The organism is Comamonas sp. 23 (assembly GCF_049601575.1).
GTDB classification, from domain to species: Bacteria; Pseudomonadota; Gammaproteobacteria; order Burkholderiales; family Burkholderiaceae_C; genus Comamonas; species Comamonas squillarum.
The window spans coordinates 100,015-119,560 of sequence record NZ_CP187127.1; the positions used below are offsets into that span (position 1 = coordinate 100,015).

A 19,546-nucleotide genomic window follows, 5' to 3' on the forward strand; every position below is an offset into this window, starting at 1 on the left:
CAGCAGCGTCTCAGCGCTTGTCGTTGGCCGCTTGCTGGTTTTTGAGCTGCAGCAGCGCCAGGCTTTGGTTCAGGCGCCGAACCTGCCGCTCGATACGGGTATTGACCATATCCGCATGCAGGGCCTTGATAAACAGCACGCCGACTGCACAGACCAGCAGCAAGGTGGGGGAGTAACGAATCCCCAGCTCGTCGGCAAAGTGGTCCAGCAGGCGCGGCCATACCCCCAGCAATACGGCCAGCAAGGCAACAGCCATCCAGAACAGGCCCAGGCGCAAATACAGCCGGTCGCCGCGGATCAGAAACAAAATCACCGCAGCAAAAAGCACACCCAGAACGGTGGTCGTAATTTGATAATTGGCCATTCCAACCTTGATGCACAGGGACATAACGACGGCCTGGATAAGACGCAAGCGGCGCGTGTCCCATGGTGGCGTCTTTACTGCCTGACACAGAAAATTCTTTTACCCTGCTCAAATCGCTTATTTGAACAGCCGCATGATTCTACTGTGCAGGGACGCCAGGGATTGCAGCCAAATGTCACTGCCTGGCGGGAGTTCGTTCTCTGAATGCCCTGGTTGCGCTGCTCCTGAACTGCCGACCACGGCCAACTACCGCATAAAACCCCAGTACCCGCGATAGCGGCCAATCCATGCCACACTCCCCGCCTATGTCTAGTTCCGAATGGGCCCGCAGCGCTGTTTCCGCCTTCGATCGCATGGTCAATGTCGAGGGTGGCTTTCGCTCGCGCCCCGGCCAGCGGCTGATGGCGGAGAAAGTGGCAGAGACTTTTGCAGCTGCCCAGCTGGGCAAGCTCGAAGAGGACGAAGAGCCGCAGCGCGCCATTGCGGTGATCCAGGCGGGCACGGGGGTGGGCAAGTCGCTGGCCTATGCGGTGCCGGCGATTGCGATGGCGCTGCAGCGTGGCACCCGGGTGCTGATCTCGACGGCCACCGTGGCGCTGCAGGAGCAGCTGGTGAACAAGGATTTACCGGCGCTGGCCCAGCAGATGGACCAGCCATTCAAATACGCGCTGGCCAAGGGCCGGGGCCGCTATGTCTGCAAGCTCAAGCTCGAGCGCCTGGCCAGTGTGGCCCAGGGCGATGGTACGGAGGGCGGCGAGCCCATCGACGACGATTTCTTTCCCGAAGAAGCGGCGCAGGCACGCCAGTCGCAGCGCAGCCCGCAAGAAAACGCCGCGCGCCTGCAGTTCTACACCAGCATGGCCGATGCGCTGACCACCCGGGGCTGGGATGGCGACCGCGACAGCCTGGACACGCCGCCCGAGCCCGAGGTCTGGAGCCCGGTCGCGGCCGAAGGCAGCTCCTGCACCGGAAAGCACTGCCCGGTGTTTGGCAGCTGCAGCTACTACGAAAAACGCAAGGACCTGGTCCAGGCCCAGGTGCTGGTGGCCAACCATGATCTGCTGCTGTCCACCCTGGGCGCGCGCCTGCTGCCCGAGCTGGACAACTGCCTGCTGATCCTGGACGAGGCCCACCACCTGCCCGCCACTGCGCTCTCGCAGTTCGCCTGCGAGATGAACCTGAGCCAGCTCACCTGGATCGACAAGCTCGCCAGCCGCGCCCAGCGCGTGGGCGCCTTGGTGGAGGTCAGCGAGATTGCCGATATCCCGCGCCACTCCGGCCAGTTGCGCCAGCATCTGCAAGATTGCGCAAGGCTGTTGATGGATGAATACGGCGAGGGCATGCGCCAGCAGCTGCAGTCGGGCGGCCGGGGCCCGGCCCGCGTGCGCCTGCCGCGGGGCGAGCTGACGCCCACGCTGGTCGAGCCGCTGGCCCAGGCCGCGCACCATGCCAGCGCATTTCTGGATGTGCTGCAAGCGATCTCCAAGGCCCTGCGCTCGCAGATGCGCGACCGGCCCGACGAAGCCAAGCGCCTGTCCACCTTGTATGCCCAGGTGGGCAGCCTGGCCCCGCGCCTGGAGGCCGTGCATGACACCACCCAGCTGCTGCTGCAGGATGCGCCCCAGGGCAGCGTGCCGGCCGCCAAGTGGTTCACTCTGGATGTCGTGGGCGATTTTGTTGCGATAAAAGCCTATGCGAGCCCGGTGATTCCGGGCTCCACCTTGCGCCACCACCTCTGGAGCCAGGTGCGCGGCGCAGTGCTCACGTCGGCCACGCTCACCAGCGGTGGGCAGTTCGATTTCTTCTTGCGCGAATCGGGCCTGTACAACGACGCGGCCGTCTCGACCTTGGAGGTCGCCAGCCCCTTCAACTATGCCGAGCAAGGCAGTCTGATCGTCACCGAGACCCAGGCTGACCCGCGCACGCCCCAGCAGTTTGCCAACGAGATGGTCGATGCGCTGCTCGAAGACCTGGCCCAGGTGCAATCGGGCGGCCTGGTGCTGTTCACCTCGCGCGAGCAGATGCGCCTGGCCGTTGACGCACTGCCCACCGCGATGCGCCAGCATGTGCTGGTGCAAAACACCTTGCCACGCAGCCAGCTGCTGTACCAGCACCGCGAGCGCGTGGCCGCTGGCCTGCCCAGCATCATCTTTGGCATGCAAAGCTTTGGCGAAGGGCTGGACCTGCCCGGCGCGCTGTGCGAATCGCTGTTCATCACCAAGCTGCCCTTTGCGCCGCCCGATGACCCGGTCGACGAGGCCCGCGCCGAATGGCTGAAGAACTCGGGCCGCGACCCTTTCAGCGAGATTGTGGTGCCCGCCACCGCCATTCGCCTGGCCCAGTGGGTCGGGCGCGCGATCCGCACCGAGGTGGACCAGGCCCATGTCTACTGCTACGACAAGCGCCTGGTGCGCACCGGCTATGGCCAGCGGCTGCTGGCCAGCTTGCCGCCTTTTACGCTGCAGCGCCGCACGGCCAGCGCTGCTTAGAGTCGCTAAAACGACCCAGCAAACCGAAGGTTTGCGGTTGAGACTAGGCGTCCCCGACTAGGCGCCGAGCTGCAGGCAGTACAGTAGTACGACAAGGCTCGGTAACGACGTATCAAGGGTTGTGTTACCGACTCTTAGTCCTTGGTGGGCGCCTCGCCCGGACTGCGCAGGTGCACGCCTTCGAGCGAAGGAGCCACCAGCGGCGGCAGCGGCGAGGCCACCGGCGCCCCAAAGCCTTCACCGTTTTGCCAGTCGCGCAAAAAGCCCTCGATCTCTTGCTGGCTCTGGCCAACAAAGTTCCACCAGATCATCACGCCGCCTTCATAGGGCGTGCCGCCCAGCAAGATGCAGCGGCTGCCGGCGCCGCATTGCAGATCCAGGCTGGTTTGGCCATCGGGCAGGTAGACCAGTTCATTGCTGGGGGCCGCCTCGCCATTGACCTGCACTTCGCCGTAGAGGCAGAGCACCGCGTATTCAAAATCGGGCCGCAACGCGAGGCTGGCGCTGCTGGCCTGCGCCGCTTCCATATCGACTGCTACCAGCGGGCTGTGCACCTCGGTGGGTGCCTGCTGGCCCAGCCAGTCTCCCGCCAGCACCGTCATCTGGATGCCCTGATCCTGCAGCCGGGGCAGCTGCGGGTAGTGCTGAAAACGCGGGGGCATAAAGCGCTGGTCCTTGGGCAGCGCAATCCACAGCTGCACCGCATGAAAGTCCGGCTTACCCAGGCTCTCTTCCGAATGCGCAATGCCCTTGCCAGCGGTCATCAGGTTGACCTGGCCGGGGCGGATCGGCTGCTCGCTGCCCAGGCTGTCGCGGTGCAGGATCTCGCCCTCGATCATCCAGGTGAAGGTCTGCAAACAGGTGTGGGGGTGTGGGCCCACCTGCATGCCGGGCCCGCTCTCAAAGTGCGAAGGACCCGCATGGTCCAGAAAACACCAGGCGCCCACCATGCGCCGTCCGCGCTGGGGCAGCGCGCGCAGCACCGGCACACCGCCCACATCCGCAACCCGCCCGGGGTAATGCCGCAAGGCCTTGTTATCGTTACTCATATTCCATCTCCTTCATCGGGGGCGGGTGCGCTTGCGCGAAGGCGCGCACATTCCGCCGAAACAGACCTACACATCACTGCCTTGCAGGTATGGTACAAACAAGTGGTGCGGAAGTGATGACCAGAGAGGGCGTCACTGCCACATATTCCAACGTGTTAGCGCCCGGCAGCAGCTGGCGCGACGACAGGCTCCCAGGGATTCGCTCTGGCAGCCGGTGCAACTCTCAGATTTGCCAGGTCGTGCTGGCGGCTTCCATGACTCCGGCTTGGCAACGCATGATGCCAGGCTGGAATTCGGTGCCCCCTCATTGAAAGGAGACAACCAATGACGACTCAACACTCCCACAACTACCCCGAGAACTTCAAGGCTCGCGTGGTAGGCATTGTTCAGCACCGCATCGGGGACGGTCAGCTCGAAACCATCCCAAGCCCCATGGAAGTCGATGTATCAACGGCCATCGCCAGCTTTGTGCTGTCCTGGACCATCGAAGGCCAACCCGTGACCGTGTCGCTGGCCAAGCCCGACTTTGACTACCATATCGACCACAACAATATCGTTGTGCAATAACGCGCCGTCAATCGCGCTCCAAAGCAAGCCTTCAGGGCCTGCTTTGACTCTCCGGGTGTCCGGCCAGCCTTCATGAGGCGTTAATACAGCCCAACAAACCGAAGGTTTGCGGTTGAGACTAGGCGTCCCCGACTAGGCGTCCCCGACTAGGCGTCCCCGACTAGGCGTCAAGCCGCAGGCAGTACAGACGTACGACAAGGCTTGGCGCGGCCGGCCAGGCAACGACGTATCAAGGGCTGTACTAGCGTCTCTCAAGCCAGCGCCGTGACCACCCGCACCTCCCCCACCAACAACTTGTGCACCGGGCAGGCTTCTGCAATCTGCTGGAGGCGGCTGCGCTGCTCGTCGCTCAGATCGCCTTCGAGCTGAATGCGGCGCACGATGTCGTTGCCCGCTGCGGCGCCGCCATCGGGGTTCAGCGCCAGATCCACCTTCACCCCCGTCAGTGGCCAGGCCTTGCGCTGTGCATACATCTGCACCGTAATCGTCGTACAGGCACCCAGGGCCGACAGCAGCAGCTGCATGGGGCTGGGGGCCGTATCGCCACCGCCCACGGCCTGGGGCTCATCGCCATGCCATGCATGGCCTTGGGGGTTGTGCAAATCCACGCGGTAGTTGCTGGTCGTGCTCTGTGCCTGGGCTTGTGCCTGCTGCGCCATATCAGTAGATCTCCTCAAATTGATCAGGCAATATAGGTGTTTCTGCCAGACGGCGCTTGCAAACGGGCACAAAAAAACCAGCACGGTTGCCGGTGCTGGTTTTCTGGGTAGGGTGTGCCGTGCGCCGGGCCTGCGCCCGGGCCGCCCACCGCGCTTACTTGGCGGTGACGACGCGCACCATCTCCAGGCACTTGTTCGAGTAACCCCACTCGTTGTCGTACCAGGAGACGACCTTCACAAAGGTCTTGTCCAGGGCAATACCGGCTTCGGCATCGAACACCGAGGTGCAGGTCTCGCCACGGAAGTCAGTGGCCACGACCTTGTCTTCGGTGTAGCCCAGCACGCCCTTGAGCGCGCCTTGCGACTGGGCCTTCATCTCGGCGCAGATCTCTTCGTAGGTCGCTTCGCTGTTCAGCTCCACGGTCAGGTCGACCACGGACACGTCCGACGTAGGCACGCGGAAGGACATGCCGGTCAGCTTCTTGTTCAGCTCAGGAATCACCACGCCCACGGCCTTGGCAGCGCCCGTGCTCGATGGGATGATGTTTTCCAGAATGCCACGGCCGCCGCGCCAGTCCTTGTTCGAGGGGCCGTCCACGGTCTTTTGCGTGGCAGTGGCTGCGTGCACGGTGGTCATCAGGCCGCGCTTGATGCCCCACTTGTCGTTGAGCACCTTGGCCACAGGGGCCAGGCAGTTGGTGGTGCACGATGCGTTGGAGATGATCGCTTGACCGGCATAGGTCTTGCAGTTCACGCCAAACACGAACATGGGGGTGTCGTCCTTCGAGGGGGCCGACAGAATCACCTTCTTGGCGCCCGCATCGATGTGCTTTTGTGCCGTTTCCTTGGTCAGGAACAGGCCGGTCGATTCGATCACCACATCGGCGCCGACTTCGTCCCACTTCAGGTTGGCAGGGTCGCGCTCTTGCGTCAGGCGGATCTTCTTGCCGTTGACGATCAGGGTGTTGCCTTCGACGGCAATCGTGCCCTGGAAACGGCCGTGCACGCTGTCGTACTGCAGCATGTAGGCCAGGTAGTCAGGCTCGAGCAGGTCGTTGATCGCAACGATTTCGATATCGGAAAAATTCTGCACTGCAGAGCGCAGCACATTGCGGCCGATACGGCCAAAGCCGTTGATGCCTACCTTGATTGCCATAGTGATCTCCAAGTAATGAAATGCCGCATGCCCGCCGGCCTGGGCCACGCTCGCTGCCGCTGGCGCCACTTGCCGGATAGGCCAGACCTGCCAAACCGCAGCCATGGGCAAGCTACAGAGAGCGGGCCGGGAAGGTGCGAGGAGGGGCGGTCTGATTTTGCCGCGTATTGTAGAGAACACTGGCTGGGCCCTGGAATAGTGGGCCATTGCCAGCCCCCAGCCAGCTATCGCCGGCGTGACTACCGGCACGCAACGGCCGTTGGCGGCCCTGGCCCCCAGGCTGTGCAACAATCCTTGCCAGCACGGGGGCCCTCCCGGCATCCTTTCAACAGCCTGCAGCAACACTGCCCCAGATGGTGGGCCGCCTCACAAACGCCATGAGTCTGTCGCTCCCCTCTTCGCCTTCCAGCCTGCGCACGGCAGTCGTCATTCCCTGCTACAAGGTGACGCGCCATATCCTGGCGGTGATTGCCGAGATCGGCCCCGAGGTCGATGGCATCTACATCGTCGACGACTGCTGCCCCGATGGCAGTGGCCGCTTTGTGCAGGAACACTGCCCCGACGCGCGCGTGCGGGTGCTGTTCAACGAGCTCAACCTGGGCGTGGGCGGCGCCGTGATGGCGGGCTACCGCGCAGCGATTGCAGACGGCTATGGCGTGCTGGTCAAGATCGATGGCGACGGGCAGATGGACCCGACCCTGGTGCCCCGCTTTGTAGCCCCCATTGCCAGCGGCCGCGCCGATTACACCAAGGGCAACCGGTTTTTCAACCTGGAGAAGATCGCCCGCATGCCGCGCATCCGCATCTTTGGCAATGCGGTGCTGTCGTTCATGACCAAGTTCTCGTCGGGCTACTGGAGCAGCTTTGACCCCACCAATGGCTTTACCGCCATTGCCGCCAGTACGGCCGCGCAGCTGCCGCTGCACAAGATCAGCCAGCGCTATTTTTTCGAGACCGACATGCTGTTCCGGCTGAACACGGTGCGCGCGGTGGTTCTGGACATCCCCATCGATTCGCGCTACGAGGACGAGGTCAGCAACCTCAAGATCCACAAGGTGCTGACCGAGTTCATGAGCGGCCATCTGCGCAACTTCTGCAAGCGCATTTTCTACAACTACTACCTGCGCGGCATGTCCGTGGCTTCGCTGGAGCTGCCGCTGGGCCTGCTGCTCATCACCTGGGGCACCGTGTTTGGCCTGTTCCACTGGGTCCAGTCCATCGTCTCCAATGTCGCCACCACCGCGGGCACCGTCATGGTCAGCGCGCTGCCCATCATCCTGGGCGTGCAACTGGTGCTGGCCTTTATCGCGTTCGATGTGGCGTCCGAGCCCACGCAATCGCACCGCCACGACGGCGAAGGCCTGGGCCGATAAGCACTGCCCTGCCTGCCACGGCGATCACCCAGCAACAGGCATAAAAAACGCAGGGTGCAGGCCCTGCGGCCCGCATCCCTGCGTTATTGGTTGCTGAGGCGGTGCGCGTTTAACGCTTTTGCAGCGCCACTTGCACCGTGTTGGCCACGTTGTCGGCGGTAAAGCCAAAGTGCTCGAACAGCACGCCAGCGGGGGCCGATTCGCCATAGGAGTCAATACCCACTACGGCCGCGCAGCCGTACTTCCACCAGAAGTCGGTCACACCCATCTCGACGGCCACGCGTGGCAGGCCAGCGGGCAACACGCTGCGCTTGTAGGCCACGTCTTCGCGGTCGAAGGTGGTCGTGCTGGGCATCGAGACCACGCGCACAGCAATCTTGCGCTCGGCCAGAAGGCGCTGGGCCTTCAAGGCCAGCTGCACTTCCGAGCCGGTGGCGATGATCACGGCTTGCGCCTTCTTGTTCAGGCCGATGTCCGAAGGCTCGGACAGCACATAGGCGCCGCGGCTGATGTTGCCGATCGCGTCGCCATTCTTGGGCGCATAAGGCAGGTTCTGGCGCGACAGCAGCAGCGCGGTGGGCTTGTTGCGGTTGGTCAGCGCCACGCTCCAGGCCACGGTGGTCTCAGCCGTATCGGCCGGGCGCCACACATCCAGGTTGGGGATCAGGCGCAGGCTGGCGGCGTGCTCGATCGACTGGTGGGTGGGGCCGTCTTCGCCCAGACCGATGGAGTCATGGGTAAACACATGCACCACGCGGCGCTTCATCAGCGCAGCCATGCGGATGGCATTGCGGCTGTAGTCGCTGAAGGTCAGGAAGGTGCCACCGTAGGGGATGAAGCCGCCATGCAGCGCCACGCCATTCATGATGGCGGCCATGCCGAACTCGCGCACACCGTAGTTGATGTGTCGGCCGATCTTGCCGTCTTCGGTCTTGACCACGGCGCCGCTGTCGTCCACGCGGAAAGCGGGTGTCGACTTGGTGTTGGTCAGGTTGGAGCCGGTCAGGTCGGCCGAGCCGCCCAGCAGCTCAGGCATGGCAGCGGTGAAGGCTTCCAGCGCCAGCTGGCTGGCCTTGCGGCTGGCCACGGTCTCGCCCTGGGTGTGGGCCTGGGCCACGGCTTCCACGGCCACTTGGGCAAACTGCTTGGGCAGGTCGCCGGCCATGCGGCGCTTCAGTTCTGCGGCCAGCTCAGGGAAGGCCTTGGCATATTCGGCAAACTGCGCATCCCAGGTGGATTCGGCCTTGGCGCCAAAGGTCTTGTGGTCCCAGGCTTCGTAGACATCGGCCGGGATCTCGAACGGGGCCGAGCTCCAGCCCAGCGCGGCGCGGGTCAGGCCGATTTCTTCAGCGCCCAATGGCTCGCCGTGGGCCTTGCTGGTGTCCTGGCGGTTGGGGCTGCCCTTGCCGATGGAGGTCTTGCAGATGATGAACGTGGGCTTGTCTGCCACCTTCTTGGCCTTGGCAATCGCGTCGCTCACGGCCTTGGGGTCGTGGCCGTCGATCGGGCCGATGACGTTCCAGCCGTAGGCTTCAAAACGCTGGGCGCTGTTGTCCACAAACCAGGGCTGCACCTTGCCGTCGATCGAGATGCCGTTGTCGTCGTACAGCGCGATCAGCTTGTTGAGCTTCCAGGCGCCAGCCAGCGCGCAGGCTTCGTGGCTGATGCCTTCCATCAGGCAGCCATCGCCCAGGAACACATAGGTGTGGTGGTCCACCACATCGTGGCCGGGGCGGTTGAACTCAGCGGCCAGCAGCTTTTCTGCCAGCGCAAAGCCCACGGCATTGGTCACGCCCTGGCCCAGCGGGCCGGTGGTCGTCTCCACACCGGGGGTGATGTCCACTTCGGGGTGGCCCGGGGTCTTGCTGTGCAGCTGGCGGAAGTTTTTCAGCTCGCTGATCGGCAGGTCGTAGCCGGTCAGGTGCAGCAACGCGTAAATCAGCATCGAGCCGTGGCCGTTCGACAGGATGAAACGGTCGCGGTTGATCCACTGAGGATTGAGCGGGTTGTGCTTGAGGTGCTTGCTCCACAAGGCCACTGCCATATCGGCCATGCCCATTGGCGCACCGGGGTGGCCGGAATTGGCTTGTTGAACGGCATCCATTGCGAGTGCGCGGATCGCATTCGCCATATTCTGATTGTTGACCATGGGAGTGGAGGAAGAAAAAAGCGACAAAGGCCGCATTTTAGCGGGCTGCCGTCTCACGCGTCCGGCATGGCAGTCTTGGCCTACGGCGGCGCAGGGCCACCGCCTACCCCAAGGGCTTGGGCAAACACTGACAATACGCAAGCTATCGCCAATAAAATTCTATTAATATAATTTATACCGACTATCGTTTGTCAGCTACCGCTTGAAAGGATTGACCATGCAACGCACCCTCTCCACCACCGCTCTGGCCTTGACGCTCGCCCTGGCATCGCTGAGTGGCAGCGCCCTGGCCAGCACCGCCGACAAGATCGCTGCCGTGCAAGCGGCCCGCTTCGACCTGGCCCAAGCCATCCAGAGCGCGCAGAGCCAGCATGGCCTCAAGGTGCTCAAGGCCGAGATCGATACCAAGAAAAAGCAGCCCATCTACGAAGTCAGCGGCATCAACGCCCAGGGCCGTGAAATCAAGCTCAAGTTCAGCGCGCTGGACGCCGCCAAGGTCATGGAAAACAAGGACGATGGCGCCGCCGAGAAAAAGGACACCGACCGCCTGGCTGCCGCCAAGATCGGCATCAACGACGCCATTGCCACCGCCTTGAAGCACACCCCCGGCAAGGCCATTGACGTGGACCTGGACGACCACCTGGGCGTGCTGACCTATGACGTCAAGATCCTCAACGCGGCCAATACCGAGGTGGAAGTGCGCGTCAACGCCGTTGAAGGCAATATCCACCAGTAAGCGGCTTTAAAAGCAAGATACCAAGGCCAGCCCCATGCTGGCCTTTTTTGCGTCCGGGGTTTGGACTCAGACCAAAGCTTGCGCCATGTACTGCGCATCCTCGCCATAGCTCAGCAAGGCCTCACGCTCCTGTGCCGACCAGGGCAGCAGCGCTGCATAGCCTTTGCGCTGCCAATACGGCTGCGAGCCCATCACCGACACCAGCGCCGAGTAACGCAGCCCATCGGCCTGCGCTTGTTGCAGCATCGCCTGCAGCAGCGCGGAGGCCAGGCCCTCGCCGGCCCGCTCGGGCGCGACGGCCATGTCATGCAGGTACAGCGTGTCGGCTGCCGATGCACAGGCAAAGCCGCCATGCAGCGGTGTTACCTTGCCCAACACGGAGCGGTAGGCCGCCAGATAGGCCAGCACCTGGCCTTGCTGCACGGCCACCAGCGAGCACTGCACAGGGCTGGCCAGCCGCGCTGCATACAGCGCGGCACTCTCCATAAAGTCCGCGCCATAGCAGGCCAGCTGCACCTGCATCAGGCCATCGAGGTGCTGCGCGGTCAGGGGTTCAAGGGACCAAAGGGGCTGGTCGTTGGAATGAAAACGCATCGGCCCATTGTCGGCGATGCGGCAGCCATCACATCAGGCCAAGGGCGCCAGTGGCTGGGCGGTCGATGCTGGCACCGCCGTGCACGCCGCGTTCATCACCATCGACAGCAGGCTGTAATAGCCATTGATGCCGATCAGGTCCATCACGCCCTGGTCGCCCAACAGCTGCTGGGCCCGGGTCCAGGTGGCATCGCTCACCTGGCGCTGCTGGTGCAGCTCGATGCAGAAGTCATGCACAACGGCCTCATCCTCAGGCATCGCATCGGGGCGGCGGCCTTGGGCCACGGCGTCCACAGTGGCCTGGCTCAGGCCTTCGCGCAGCGCAATGGGCGCATGGATGGCCCATTCCACCTGCTGCGTCCACTGGCGGGCCGTGACCAGGATGGCCAGCTCGGTCAGGCGCAGGCCGATGGCGCTGCGGTAGCGCAGGTACTCGCCCAGGCGCTGGGTGTGGTCCATCAGCTCGGGGCTGCGCAGCAAAGGCACAAAGGGCGATATCAGCGCGCCGCGCGGGCCATCGATGATGGGCTGGGCATAGCGGCGCTGCTCTTCGCTCCAGGTCTCGGGGGGCAAGGGCGGCATGCGGTCCTGGAAGGGCGTCATCGGGCAGGTTCTTTCAGATCGTTTCGGGGGCGTGTTCAGGCGGCTACCGGTTGCTGGGCCAGCACTTTGTCGATGGCATCGCCCAGGCGCTCGACCACCTGGTCCAGCTCGGCCTCGCCGCTGATAAAGGGCGGCGCCAGCAGCACATGGTCGCCATGCAGGCCGTCGATCGTGCCACCCATCGGGTAGCACAGCAAGCCCTGCTCCATCGCCTGCGCCTTGACCTTGGCATGCAGCTTGAACGCCGGGTCAAACGTCGCCTTGCTGCTGCGGTCCTGCACCAGCTCCACGCCCCAGAACAGGCCCCGGCCCCGGATATCACCGACATGCGGGTGCTCGTCAAAACGCGCATGCAGCTGCTTTTGCAGATAGGCGCCGCGTGCCAGCACCTGGGGCAGCAACTGGTCGCGCTGTATCACCTGCTGCACCGCCAGCGCGGCGGCCGCCGCCATCGCATGGCCGATGTAGGTATGGCCATGCTGGAACAGGCCACTGCCGCGCCGCATGGCCTCCACAATCTTGCGCTGGGCCAGCACCGCGCCAATCGGCTGGTAGCCGCCGCCCAGGCCTTTGGCAATGGTCATCAGATCGGGGCTGATGCCCTCTTGCTCGACCGCATGCAAGCTGCCGGTGCGGCCCATGCCGCACATCACCTCGTCGGCAATCAGCAAGATGCCATAGCGGTCGCACAGCGCGCGCAGGCCCTGCCAGTAGCCGGCAGGGGCGGCCACCGCGCCCAGGGTCGCACCCACCACGGGCTCGGCGACAAAGGCGATCACCTTGTCCGGGCCCAGCTCTTGGAACTTGGCATCGATCTCGGCCAGCAAACGCGCCACATAGGCGGGCTGGCTCTCGCCGTCCAGGCGGTCGCGGTATTCATAGGCGGGGGCCACGCGCCCCACGTCCATCAGGATGGGGGCAAACTGCTTGCGGCGCCATTCATTGCCGCCCACGGCCAAGGCACCCAAGGTGTTGCCGTGGTAGCTTTGGCGGCGCGCGACAAAGTGCGTGCGCTCGGGCTGGCCGATCTCGACAAAATACTGGCGCGCCATTTTCAGCGCGGCCTCGACCGCCTCGGAGCCGCCGGAGACAAAGTAGACATCGGTCATGCCCGCGGGCGCATGCGCGACCAGGTGGTCGGCCAGCGCCTCTTGCACCTCGGTGGTGAAAAAGCTGGTGTGGGCATAGGCCAGCTGGTCGAGCTGGCGGTGCATCGCTGCCAGCACATCCGGGTGGGCATGGCCCAGGCACGACACGGCTGCCCCGCCACTGGCATCCAGGTAGGCCTTACCGGCCTGGTCAAACAATTCCACGCCTTTGCCGCCGACCGCAACAAGAGGAACCTGGGCCAGAGAACGATGGATGACATGGCTCATGCGAGCACTCCTTGACAATGCGTCACCAGCCCTGCGCCGGCAGCGATACGCACAGTATAAGGATCATTTGTAATTTTTCAATAGATTAATGGATCATTTGCTCCATTTCCACCTATTTCTGTTCCCAGGCTTCCCCTTCCCTCCCTGTCGCTATCCGTTCAACGCAAGCCGCCTACATAGCGCTTGGCCGAGGCCACCAGCCCCTGCGGTGCAGCCGGATCGCTGGCAGGGGCCGGCGCCGCTGGGGCGGGTGCGCCCGGCAGGCTGGCCGCAAAGCGCTGCGCCAGGCGCTCCAGCTCCGCATCCTGGTTGGCCAGCGCATGGCTCAGCGCAAAGCGCGCCATCGCCTGGCCGTAGGCGGTATCGCTGGCCATCCACTCGGTATCGGTCACCCGGCCCGTCTTGCGGCGCAGCGCCACATGCAAATGCGCGGCGATGGCCAGGCGTTCACTGTCGTTCATACAAGCTCCTCCATGGCAGAACCTGAGGGGCAGGCGGCAGGCACAGAGCGCTGCTGCCTGGTGGCCCGGCGGCACCCGGTGGCGCCGGGCCTATCACGCTAGTTTTGGCTTTCCTGGTGCAGGCTGATATCCAGCCCATCGATCTCCTGCTGCGCCGTCACCCGCAAAGGCAGAACCACGCGGATAACGGTCAGCAAAATGGCAGTGCCCGCCGCGCTGTAAATAGCCACGGCCGCCACGGCCACCAGCTGGTTGAGAACCGTGGCATCCACGCCGGCAATGGCGCGGTCGGCAAACAAGGCGGTGAGCAGCGAGCCGGCAATGCCGCCCACGCCGTGCACGCCAAACACATCGAGCGAGTCGTCCACACCCAGGCGGCGCTTGAGCCAGGTGGCGCCCCAAAAGCAGGCTACGCCAGCCATCAGGCCGATGGCGACTGCGCCGCCCACCTGTACAAAACCGGCCGCCGGTGTGATGGCCACTAGACCGCCAATCAGGCCCGAGAGCACGCCCAGCAAGGTGGGCGCGCCGCGCACCCACCACTCGACCAGCATCCAGGACAGCGCGCCGGCAGCAGCGGCCACCATGGTCACCAGCATCGCCAGCGCCGCACGGCCATCGGCCGACAGGGCAGAGCCCGCGTTAAAGCCAAACCAGCCAATCAGCAGCAGCGCGGCACCCATCGCCGTCCAGCCCAGGCTGTGCGGCTCAAAGGCCTGGCGGCCATAGCCCTGGCGCCGGCCCAGCATGGCCGCGCAGACGAGGGCCGAGACGCCCGCATTGACGTGCACCACCGCGCCACCGGCAAAGTCCAGCGCGCCCAGCTTGTTGAGCCAGCCATCGCTCTCCCAGACCCAGTGGGCGACCGGCGCATAGACCAGCACGCTCCACAGCGCCGAGAACAGCAGCAGCGCCGAAAAGCGCATGCGCTCGACCACGGCGCCAATGATCAAGGTGGTGGTGATGACGGCAAAGGCCATCTGGAACAGCGCATAGAGCGACTCGGGCAGATGGGGCGCCAGGTGGCTGACCGACACGGTGCCCGCTGCCGCATCCAGGCGCATCGATGAGAACCAGGCCCGGTCCAGCCCGCCCAGCCAGGCCGTGGACTTGCTGAAGGCCAGCGAGTAGCCCAGCGCAAACCAGGTGAGTGACACCACCGCCGCCACCGCAAACACGGCCACCACCGTGTTGACCACATTCTTGCGCCGCACCAACCCGGCATAGAAGAGCGCAATGCCCGGCAGTGTCATCAGCAACACCAGCACCGTAGAGACCAAGAGCCAGGCCGTATCGGCCTTGTCAATCGCAGCCATCTGCACCATTTGCATGCCATCCCCTTTTTACGTTGTCATCCATTGCGGGTTTGTTTCAAAAGGTAGCAGTTTCTATGCCATGGAGCGGGAAAGCGCCTGGATACGCGGTCTGCGGGCATGCGCAGGGGTGGCCAGGCCGCCGGCCTATGCCCGATCGCACCACATCGGTGCCATGGGCCTTGGAGCAGCCACCAACGGAAAACCGGCGCATGCATCGCTGCAGGCGCCGGTTCTGTCTGAGGGGACTACAACGGAATTCAGTCCGCAGCCAACACCTTGCCCGGGTTCATCAGCCCCAGCGGATCGAGCGCCTGCTTGATCGCCCGCATGGCGGCCAGCTCCTGCGGCGTGCGGCTAAAGCCCAGGTAGGGCATCTTGTGCAGGCCAATGCCATGCTCGGCCGATACGCTGCCCTGGAACTGCTGCACCAGGCCGTACAGCACGGCCTCCAGCGCCTCGTCCTCACCGCCAATGGTTTTGCTGTCGGTCGTGACATGCAGGTTGCCGTCGCCCACATGGCCAAAGAACAGGCTGTGGTGGCCAGGCCAGCGCGCATCAAAGGCGGCGCGGCAGGCCGCAGCAAAGCGGCCAATATCCACCTGGGGCAGGCTGACGTCAAAGTTCACCGGCGGGTGCATGTGCGCGGTCATCTCGGCCGGTGCCTCGCGCAGCTTCCACAGGCTTTTGGCCTGCTCGCTCGACTGCGCAATCACTGCATCCACCACCTCACCGGCCTCCATGGCCTCGCCCAGGGCCTCTTCCACCGCAGCGCGCAGCGCAGCCTCGTCCTTGCCATCCACATCGATCAGCGCCTGCAGCGGGTGCTGCTGGGCAAACGCCGGCTGCAGCTTTTGCCACTGGATGGAGGTCTGCACAAAGTCGCTCCACATCAGCTCGAACGCGGCCACGCTGTTGCCAAAGCGGGCCTGCATGCGCGCCAGCACCGCCAGCGCTTCGTCAAAGCCAGGCAGCGCCACCATGCAGGTGGCCTTGGCCTGGGGGGCGGGCCGCAGGCGCAGCAGCACGCGGGTGATGATGCCCAAGGTGCCTTCGGCACCGATAAAGAACTGCTTGAGGTCATAGCCGGTGTTGTTCTTCAGCATGGGCCGCAGCATCGGCAGCACCGTGCCATCGGCCAGCACCACCTCCAGCCCCAGCACCTGCTCGCGCATCATGCCGTTTTGCAGCACGCCGTTGCCGCCCGCATTGGTCGAGACATTGCCGCCAATCTGGCAGCTGCCGCGCGCGCCCAGGTCCACGCCAAACACCCAGCCCGCCGCCACGGCCGCTTCCTGCACCGCCTGCAGGGTGACGCCGGCCTGCACCGTCATCAGGCCGGTGCGTGCATTCACGTCCTCGATCTGCTGCATGCGGTCGAAAGCCACCGCCACGCCCTGGGCCACTGGCACGGCCGCGCCGGCCAGGCCGGTCAGCCCGCCCTGGGGCACCACGGGCACCCGGTGGGCATGGCAGATGCGCAGCAGGGCGCTGACCTCTTCGGTGCTGCGCGGGCGCAGCAGCGCCAGCGGCGGCACCGGCGGCGTTCCGCTCCAGTCGGTCCAGTACTTCTCGGGGATGGCGCCCGCGCCGCGCGAAAAGCCGTTGGGGCCCAGCGCTTGCTCAAGATCGGTCCAAAAAGCCGCCGCAGGAGCGGCTGCCGCGTTGTCGGTGCGAGAGGTAGTCATAGACCGCTATTGTCGGGCGGTTTGCCTGACAGGCGCGGCCCGCCAGCAGCAAAACCTGCTGGGCCACTACAGCAAAAAACGGCATCCCAGGCCTGCCGTGCAAGCCCTGGATACCGTTTGCGGAGGCGTTGGAATCAGCGTGCCGATTGCTGCACGTAAGCCAGCAAGGTCTCCACCATGCGGCGCACATGGGGCTGCACCTTGGCGGCCACGGCCGGCAGGTAGTCAAAGGGCATGTGCTCCTGCATATAGCTGCTCTGCGTCATCTCCAGCTGGATGGCATGCACGTTCAGCGCCGGCTGGCCATAGTGGCGCGTGATGTAGCCGCCCTGGAAGCGGCCATTGAGCACGCTGGTAAAACCGTCAGCCTCACCCTTGCGGGCCTCGGCCAGCAGCGCCTCGCCCAGGCCTTCGCCGCAGCTCGCACCCTTGTTGGTGCCCAGGTTCAGATCGGGCAGCTTGCCGTCAAAAAAGCGCGGCAGCACCGACTGGATCGAGTGCGCATCCCACAGGCCAGCTGCGCCATGCTGGGCCTTGATGCGGGCCAGCTCGGCGGCCAGCTGGTCGTGGTAGGGCTTCCAGACCTGGTCGCGGCGCTGGGCAATCTCGGCGTCATCGGGCTGCAGCGCGGCGCTTTGGTAGACGGGGGTGTCGGCAAAGGTGTCGACCGGGCACAGGCCCGTCACGCTCTGGCCGGGGTAGAGGCTGGCGCCATCGGGGGGGCGGTTCATGTCCACCACCAGGCGCGAATGCGTGGCCACCAGGGTCGAGGCCCCGATCTCCTGCGCAAACGCATAGAGCAGCGGCAGGTGCCAGTCGGTGTCATGCACCTCGCGCGCCTCGGGCGTGAAGCGCTCGGCCAGCGCGGGCGGCACATAGGTGCCCACATGGGGGAAGGAGATCAGCAGCGGCGCCGTGCCTTGGCGGAATTCAAACGCTGCGCGGTCGGTTTCAAAATGCATGGATCACGTCTCCTGAAGAAGTTCGCTGCGCGCGGCGACAAAGCCGCGCTGCGCGCTGTGGTGCAGCCGGTGGCGGCCGTCGGCCACGCGGCACTGGCCGCCCACCCAGACACTGGCCACCGCACTGCTGCGGCTGCTGGCAAACACATGGGCATCGAGCTGCTCGGCAGCGGGCAGCCCGGCCAGCGCCAGGTGCTGGCCATCGAGCACCACAAAATCGGCCTGCTGGCCCACGGCCAGGCCGGCCACTGCGCGGCCACTGGCCTGCGCGCCGCCCTGCACCGCTGCCAACAGCATATGGCTGCCCACATGGGGCTGCTGGGCACTGGCCGCCACATTGCGCTGCTGCGATTGCAGGCGCTGGCTGTACTCCAGCATCATCAGCTCTTCGGCGGCGTTCACGCCGATGTGGCTGTCCGAGCCAATGCCCCAGCGGCCGGCACCGGCCTGCCAGCGCGGCAGGTCAAAGATGCCGTCGCCCAGGTTGGCTTCCGTCAGCGGGCACAGGCCCGCCACCGCCTGCGAGGCGGCTGCGGCTGCGTATTCGGCCTCATCCATGTGCGTGGCATGCACCAGGCACCAGCGCGCGTCCACCGGCATATGGTCCAGCAGCCAGGCCACCGGGCGCTGGCCGCTCCAGGCGACGCAGGCGTTGACCTCAGCCATCTGCTCGGCAATGTGGATGTGTACGGGCGCCTGGGCGCTCAGCGCATGCAGGCCCTGCACGGCCTCTTGCAAGGCCTCGGGCGCCACCGCGCGCAGCGAGTGCGGCGCCAGGCCCAGCGCCGCGCCTTGGGCGGCGCAGGCGGGGGCCAAGGTCTCCAGCAGGCGCAGCATGTTGTCGGTGCTGCGGATAAAACGCTTTTGCCCGTCATTGGGTGCCTGGCCGCCAAAGCCGCTGTTCTGGTAGAGCACCGGCAGCAAGGTGATGCCGATGCCCGCTGTCTGCGCGGCACGCAGCAGCGCCAGGCTCAGCTCGCCATCGGGGGCGTAGGCCTGGCCATCGGGCTGGTGGTGCAGGTAGTGGAACTCGCAGACGCTGGTGTAGCCCGCTTCGAGCATCTCGATGTAGAGCCAGGTGGCAATCGCCTCCAGGTGCTGGGGCCCCAGGCGCGCGGCAAAGCGGTACATCAGGTTGCGCCAGCTCCAAAAGCTGTCCTGCGCCTGGCCGCGGAACTCCGAGAGCCCGGCAAAGCCGCGCTGGAACGCATGCGAATGCAGGTTGGGCATGCCCGGCAGCACCGGTCCGCCGGCCTGCGCCACACCCGCGCAGCGGGCCGCATCCACTCCCGTTTCGATGGAGCTGAAGAGGCCTTGCGCATCCCAGCGCAGCAGCACGTTCTGCGCCCAGCCCGTGGGCAGCAAGGCCTGGGCGGCAAACAGTTGGTTATGGGTATTCATCGCATCAGACACCGGCTGCTACCTCCTGCAGCGCGACAGCGATCAACAGGGCGTCGTCGCTGCTCGCTTCCAGCTGCAGCGGCTGGCCGGGCGCAGCGGTCCAGTACAGGCCATCTTCGCCACCGGCCACCAGCGCAGCGGCTTGCGCAGGCAGGCGCCAGCTGCCAGCCCGCGCCAGCAGCAGGCCCTGGGCACTGCCCAGCTGCAGGCTGCCACCCCGGTGGATCGTCACCTGCGCCTGCACGCGGCCGCGCCGGGTCATCACATTCAGATCCTGCGAGGCGCCACCCAGCAGCTGGCAGTCCAGCGCCACATCGCCCGAGAACGCAAAGGGCTGCAGGCAGTGCTGCAACAAATGGTCCACGCTGCCATCGGCAGCCTGCAAATGCACGCCATCACCACCCAGCAAGGTGATGATGCGGTCCACCCCGGCAAAGGCCGAGAACGGCCCACTGCTGGCGATCTGCGCAATGCTGATGCGCCAGGCAAAACTGTCGATGCTGGCGCCAGGCGGCCAGCACAGCACCTCTTGCGTCGTGCCGCCGCCGTTCTTCCATGGCGCGGCGGGCAGCGCGCTGCTGCTGAAAAATTGCATGCTCATCCCTG

Annotated in this window: 18 protein-coding genes; 4 read left to right on the forward strand and 14 right to left on the reverse strand. The window is 65.0% G+C overall.

Annotated features, from left to right (window positions below; genetic code table 11):
• Positions 1-10: 10 nt before the first annotated feature.
• Positions 11-364, reverse strand: a complete 354-nt coding sequence (locus ACPEE1_RS00360; RefSeq protein WP_021026198.1) for a DUF2304 domain-containing protein — start codon at positions 362-364, stop codon at positions 11-13.
• 305 nt (positions 365-669) lie between these two features.
• On the opposite strand from ACPEE1_RS00360, the gene dinG reads away from it, so the two are divergent.
• Positions 670-2,853 (forward strand): ATP-dependent DNA helicase DinG, encoded by a 2,184-nt coding sequence (gene dinG, locus ACPEE1_RS00365; protein WP_423934939.1) that lies wholly within the window; start codon positions 670-672, stop codon positions 2,851-2,853.
• 134 nt (positions 2,854-2,987) lie between these two features.
• Here the strand turns inward: dinG and ACPEE1_RS00370 are convergent, their stop codons facing one another.
• Positions 2,988-3,902 (reverse strand): pirin family protein, encoded by a 915-nt coding sequence (locus tag ACPEE1_RS00370; protein ID WP_116925423.1) that lies wholly within the window; start codon positions 3,900-3,902, stop codon positions 2,988-2,990.
• Positions 3,903-4,226: 324 nt separating this feature from the next.
• Between ACPEE1_RS00370 and ACPEE1_RS00375 the strand changes: the two genes are divergently transcribed.
• Positions 4,227-4,469, forward strand: coding sequence for a hypothetical protein (locus ACPEE1_RS00375; RefSeq protein ID WP_021026201.1), 243 nt, complete (start codon positions 4,227-4,229; stop codon positions 4,467-4,469).
• Positions 4,470-4,720: 251 nt separating this feature from the next.
• Here the strand turns inward: ACPEE1_RS00375 and ACPEE1_RS00380 are convergent, their stop codons facing one another.
• A complete protein-coding gene (locus ACPEE1_RS00380; protein WP_116925422.1) occupies positions 4,721-5,128 on the reverse strand; it encodes an OsmC family protein in 408 nt (135 codons plus the stop codon).
• 154 nt (positions 5,129-5,282) lie between these two features.
• Positions 5,283-6,284, reverse strand: coding sequence for a type I glyceraldehyde-3-phosphate dehydrogenase (gene gap / locus ACPEE1_RS00385; RefSeq protein WP_021026203.1), 1,002 nt, complete (start codon positions 6,282-6,284; stop codon positions 5,283-5,285).
• A 377-nt stretch (positions 6,285-6,661) separates the two neighbouring features.
• Between gap and ACPEE1_RS00390 the strand changes: the two genes are divergently transcribed.
• On the forward strand, positions 6,662-7,657 hold the full coding sequence (locus ACPEE1_RS00390; RefSeq protein ID WP_116925523.1) for a glycosyltransferase family 2 protein: 996 nt from the start codon (positions 6,662-6,664) through the stop codon (positions 7,655-7,657).
• Positions 7,658-7,766: 109 nt separating this feature from the next.
• On the opposite strand, the gene tkt is transcribed toward ACPEE1_RS00390, so the two are convergent.
• Positions 7,767-9,806 (reverse strand): transketolase, encoded by a 2,040-nt coding sequence (gene tkt, locus ACPEE1_RS00395; protein WP_116925421.1) that lies wholly within the window; start codon positions 9,804-9,806, stop codon positions 7,767-7,769.
• A 217-nt stretch (positions 9,807-10,023) separates the two neighbouring features.
• On the opposite strand from tkt, the gene ACPEE1_RS00400 reads away from it, so the two are divergent.
• The gene (locus ACPEE1_RS00400) at positions 10,024-10,542 is read left to right on the forward strand and encodes a PepSY domain-containing protein (RefSeq protein ID WP_116925420.1); all 519 of its coding nucleotides are present in this window, start codon (positions 10,024-10,026) and stop codon (positions 10,540-10,542) included.
• A 66-nt stretch (positions 10,543-10,608) separates the two neighbouring features.
• Here the strand turns inward: ACPEE1_RS00400 and ACPEE1_RS00405 are convergent, their stop codons facing one another.
• The 9 genes from ACPEE1_RS00405 to ACPEE1_RS00445 all read right to left on the reverse strand — a co-directional run bounded on the left by ACPEE1_RS00405 (position 10,609) and on the right by ACPEE1_RS00445 (position 19,535).
• Positions 10,609-11,136 (reverse strand): GNAT family N-acetyltransferase, encoded by a 528-nt coding sequence (locus ACPEE1_RS00405; RefSeq protein ID WP_116925419.1) that lies wholly within the window; start codon positions 11,134-11,136, stop codon positions 10,609-10,611.
• Positions 11,137-11,169: 33 nt separating this feature from the next.
• Entirely contained in the window at positions 11,170-11,739 is a 570-nt protein-coding gene (locus ACPEE1_RS00410; RefSeq protein WP_116925418.1) for a carboxymuconolactone decarboxylase family protein, read from the reverse strand.
• A 35-nt stretch (positions 11,740-11,774) separates the two neighbouring features.
• Complete coding sequence (locus ACPEE1_RS00415; protein ID WP_116925417.1) at positions 11,775-13,115, reverse strand: aspartate aminotransferase family protein; 1,341 nt, start codon at positions 13,113-13,115, stop codon at positions 11,775-11,777.
• Positions 13,116-13,273: 158 nt separating this feature from the next.
• A complete protein-coding gene (locus ACPEE1_RS00420; RefSeq protein WP_116925416.1) occupies positions 13,274-13,576 on the reverse strand; it encodes a hypothetical protein in 303 nt (100 codons plus the stop codon).
• 98 nt (positions 13,577-13,674) lie between these two features.
• On the reverse strand, positions 13,675-14,907 hold the full coding sequence (locus tag ACPEE1_RS00425; RefSeq protein ID WP_116925415.1) for an ammonium transporter: 1,233 nt from the start codon (positions 14,905-14,907) through the stop codon (positions 13,675-13,677).
• 242 nt (positions 14,908-15,149) lie between these two features.
• The gene (locus ACPEE1_RS00430; RefSeq protein ID WP_423934940.1) at positions 15,150-16,577 is read right to left on the reverse strand and encodes an FAD-binding oxidoreductase; all 1,428 of its coding nucleotides are present in this window, start codon (positions 16,575-16,577) and stop codon (positions 15,150-15,152) included.
• A 134-nt stretch (positions 16,578-16,711) separates the two neighbouring features.
• A complete protein-coding gene (gene hutG, locus ACPEE1_RS00435) occupies positions 16,712-17,539 on the reverse strand; it encodes an N-formylglutamate deformylase (protein WP_116925413.1) in 828 nt (275 codons plus the stop codon).
• Positions 17,540-17,542: 3 nt separating this feature from the next.
• A complete protein-coding gene (locus ACPEE1_RS00440; RefSeq protein WP_260718586.1) occupies positions 17,543-18,940 on the reverse strand; it encodes a formimidoylglutamate deiminase in 1,398 nt (465 codons plus the stop codon).
• A 4-nt stretch (positions 18,941-18,944) separates the two neighbouring features.
• Complete coding sequence (locus ACPEE1_RS00445) at positions 18,945-19,535, reverse strand: HutD/Ves family protein (protein ID WP_116925522.1); 591 nt, start codon at positions 19,533-19,535, stop codon at positions 18,945-18,947.
• Positions 19,536-19,546 lie beyond the last annotated feature (11 nt).

What these genes read in the sequence shown, in the direction of transcription:
- ACPEE1_RS00360 (WP_021026198.1), bottom strand. Translation starts at nt 364, where the DNA reads ATGGCCAATTATCAAATTACGACCACCGTTCTGGGTGTGCTTTTTGCT.
- dinG (WP_423934939.1), top strand. Translation starts at nt 670, where the DNA reads ATGTCTAGTTCCGAATGGGCCCGCAGCGCTGTTTCCGCCTTCGATCGC.
- ACPEE1_RS00370 (WP_116925423.1), bottom strand. Translation starts at nt 3,902, where the DNA reads ATGAGTAACGATAACAAGGCCTTGCGGCATTACCCCGGGCGGGTTGCG.
- ACPEE1_RS00375 (WP_021026201.1), top strand. Translation starts at nt 4,227, where the DNA reads ATGACGACTCAACACTCCCACAACTACCCCGAGAACTTCAAGGCTCGC.
- ACPEE1_RS00380 (WP_116925422.1), bottom strand. Translation starts at nt 5,128, where the DNA reads ATGGCGCAGCAGGCACAAGCCCAGGCACAGAGCACGACCAGCAACTAC.
- gap (WP_021026203.1), bottom strand. Translation starts at nt 6,284, where the DNA reads ATGGCAATCAAGGTAGGCATCAACGGCTTTGGCCGTATCGGCCGCAAT.
- ACPEE1_RS00390 (WP_116925523.1), top strand. Translation starts at nt 6,662, where the DNA reads ATGAGTCTGTCGCTCCCCTCTTCGCCTTCCAGCCTGCGCACGGCAGTC.
- tkt (WP_116925421.1), bottom strand. Translation starts at nt 9,806, where the DNA reads ATGGTCAACAATCAGAATATGGCGAATGCGATCCGCGCACTCGCAATG.
- ACPEE1_RS00400 (WP_116925420.1), top strand. Translation starts at nt 10,024, where the DNA reads ATGCAACGCACCCTCTCCACCACCGCTCTGGCCTTGACGCTCGCCCTG.
- ACPEE1_RS00405 (WP_116925419.1), bottom strand. Translation starts at nt 11,136, where the DNA reads ATGCGTTTTCATTCCAACGACCAGCCCCTTTGGTCCCTTGAACCCCTG.
- ACPEE1_RS00410 (WP_116925418.1), bottom strand. Translation starts at nt 11,739, where the DNA reads ATGACGCCCTTCCAGGACCGCATGCCGCCCTTGCCCCCCGAGACCTGG.
- ACPEE1_RS00415 (WP_116925417.1), bottom strand. Translation starts at nt 13,115, where the DNA reads ATGAGCCATGTCATCCATCGTTCTCTGGCCCAGGTTCCTCTTGTTGCG.
- ACPEE1_RS00420 (WP_116925416.1), bottom strand. Translation starts at nt 13,576, where the DNA reads ATGAACGACAGTGAACGCCTGGCCATCGCCGCGCATTTGCATGTGGCG.
- ACPEE1_RS00425 (WP_116925415.1), bottom strand. Translation starts at nt 14,907, where the DNA reads ATGCAAATGGTGCAGATGGCTGCGATTGACAAGGCCGATACGGCCTGG.
- ACPEE1_RS00430 (WP_423934940.1), bottom strand. Translation starts at nt 16,577, where the DNA reads ATGACTACCTCTCGCACCGACAACGCGGCAGCCGCTCCTGCGGCGGCT.
- hutG (WP_116925413.1), bottom strand. Translation starts at nt 17,539, where the DNA reads ATGCATTTTGAAACCGACCGCGCAGCGTTTGAATTCCGCCAAGGCACG.
- ACPEE1_RS00440 (WP_260718586.1), bottom strand. Translation starts at nt 18,940, where the DNA reads ATGAATACCCATAACCAACTGTTTGCCGCCCAGGCCTTGCTGCCCACG.
- ACPEE1_RS00445 (WP_116925522.1), bottom strand. Translation starts at nt 19,535, where the DNA reads ATGCAATTTTTCAGCAGCAGCGCGCTGCCCGCCGCGCCATGGAAGAAC.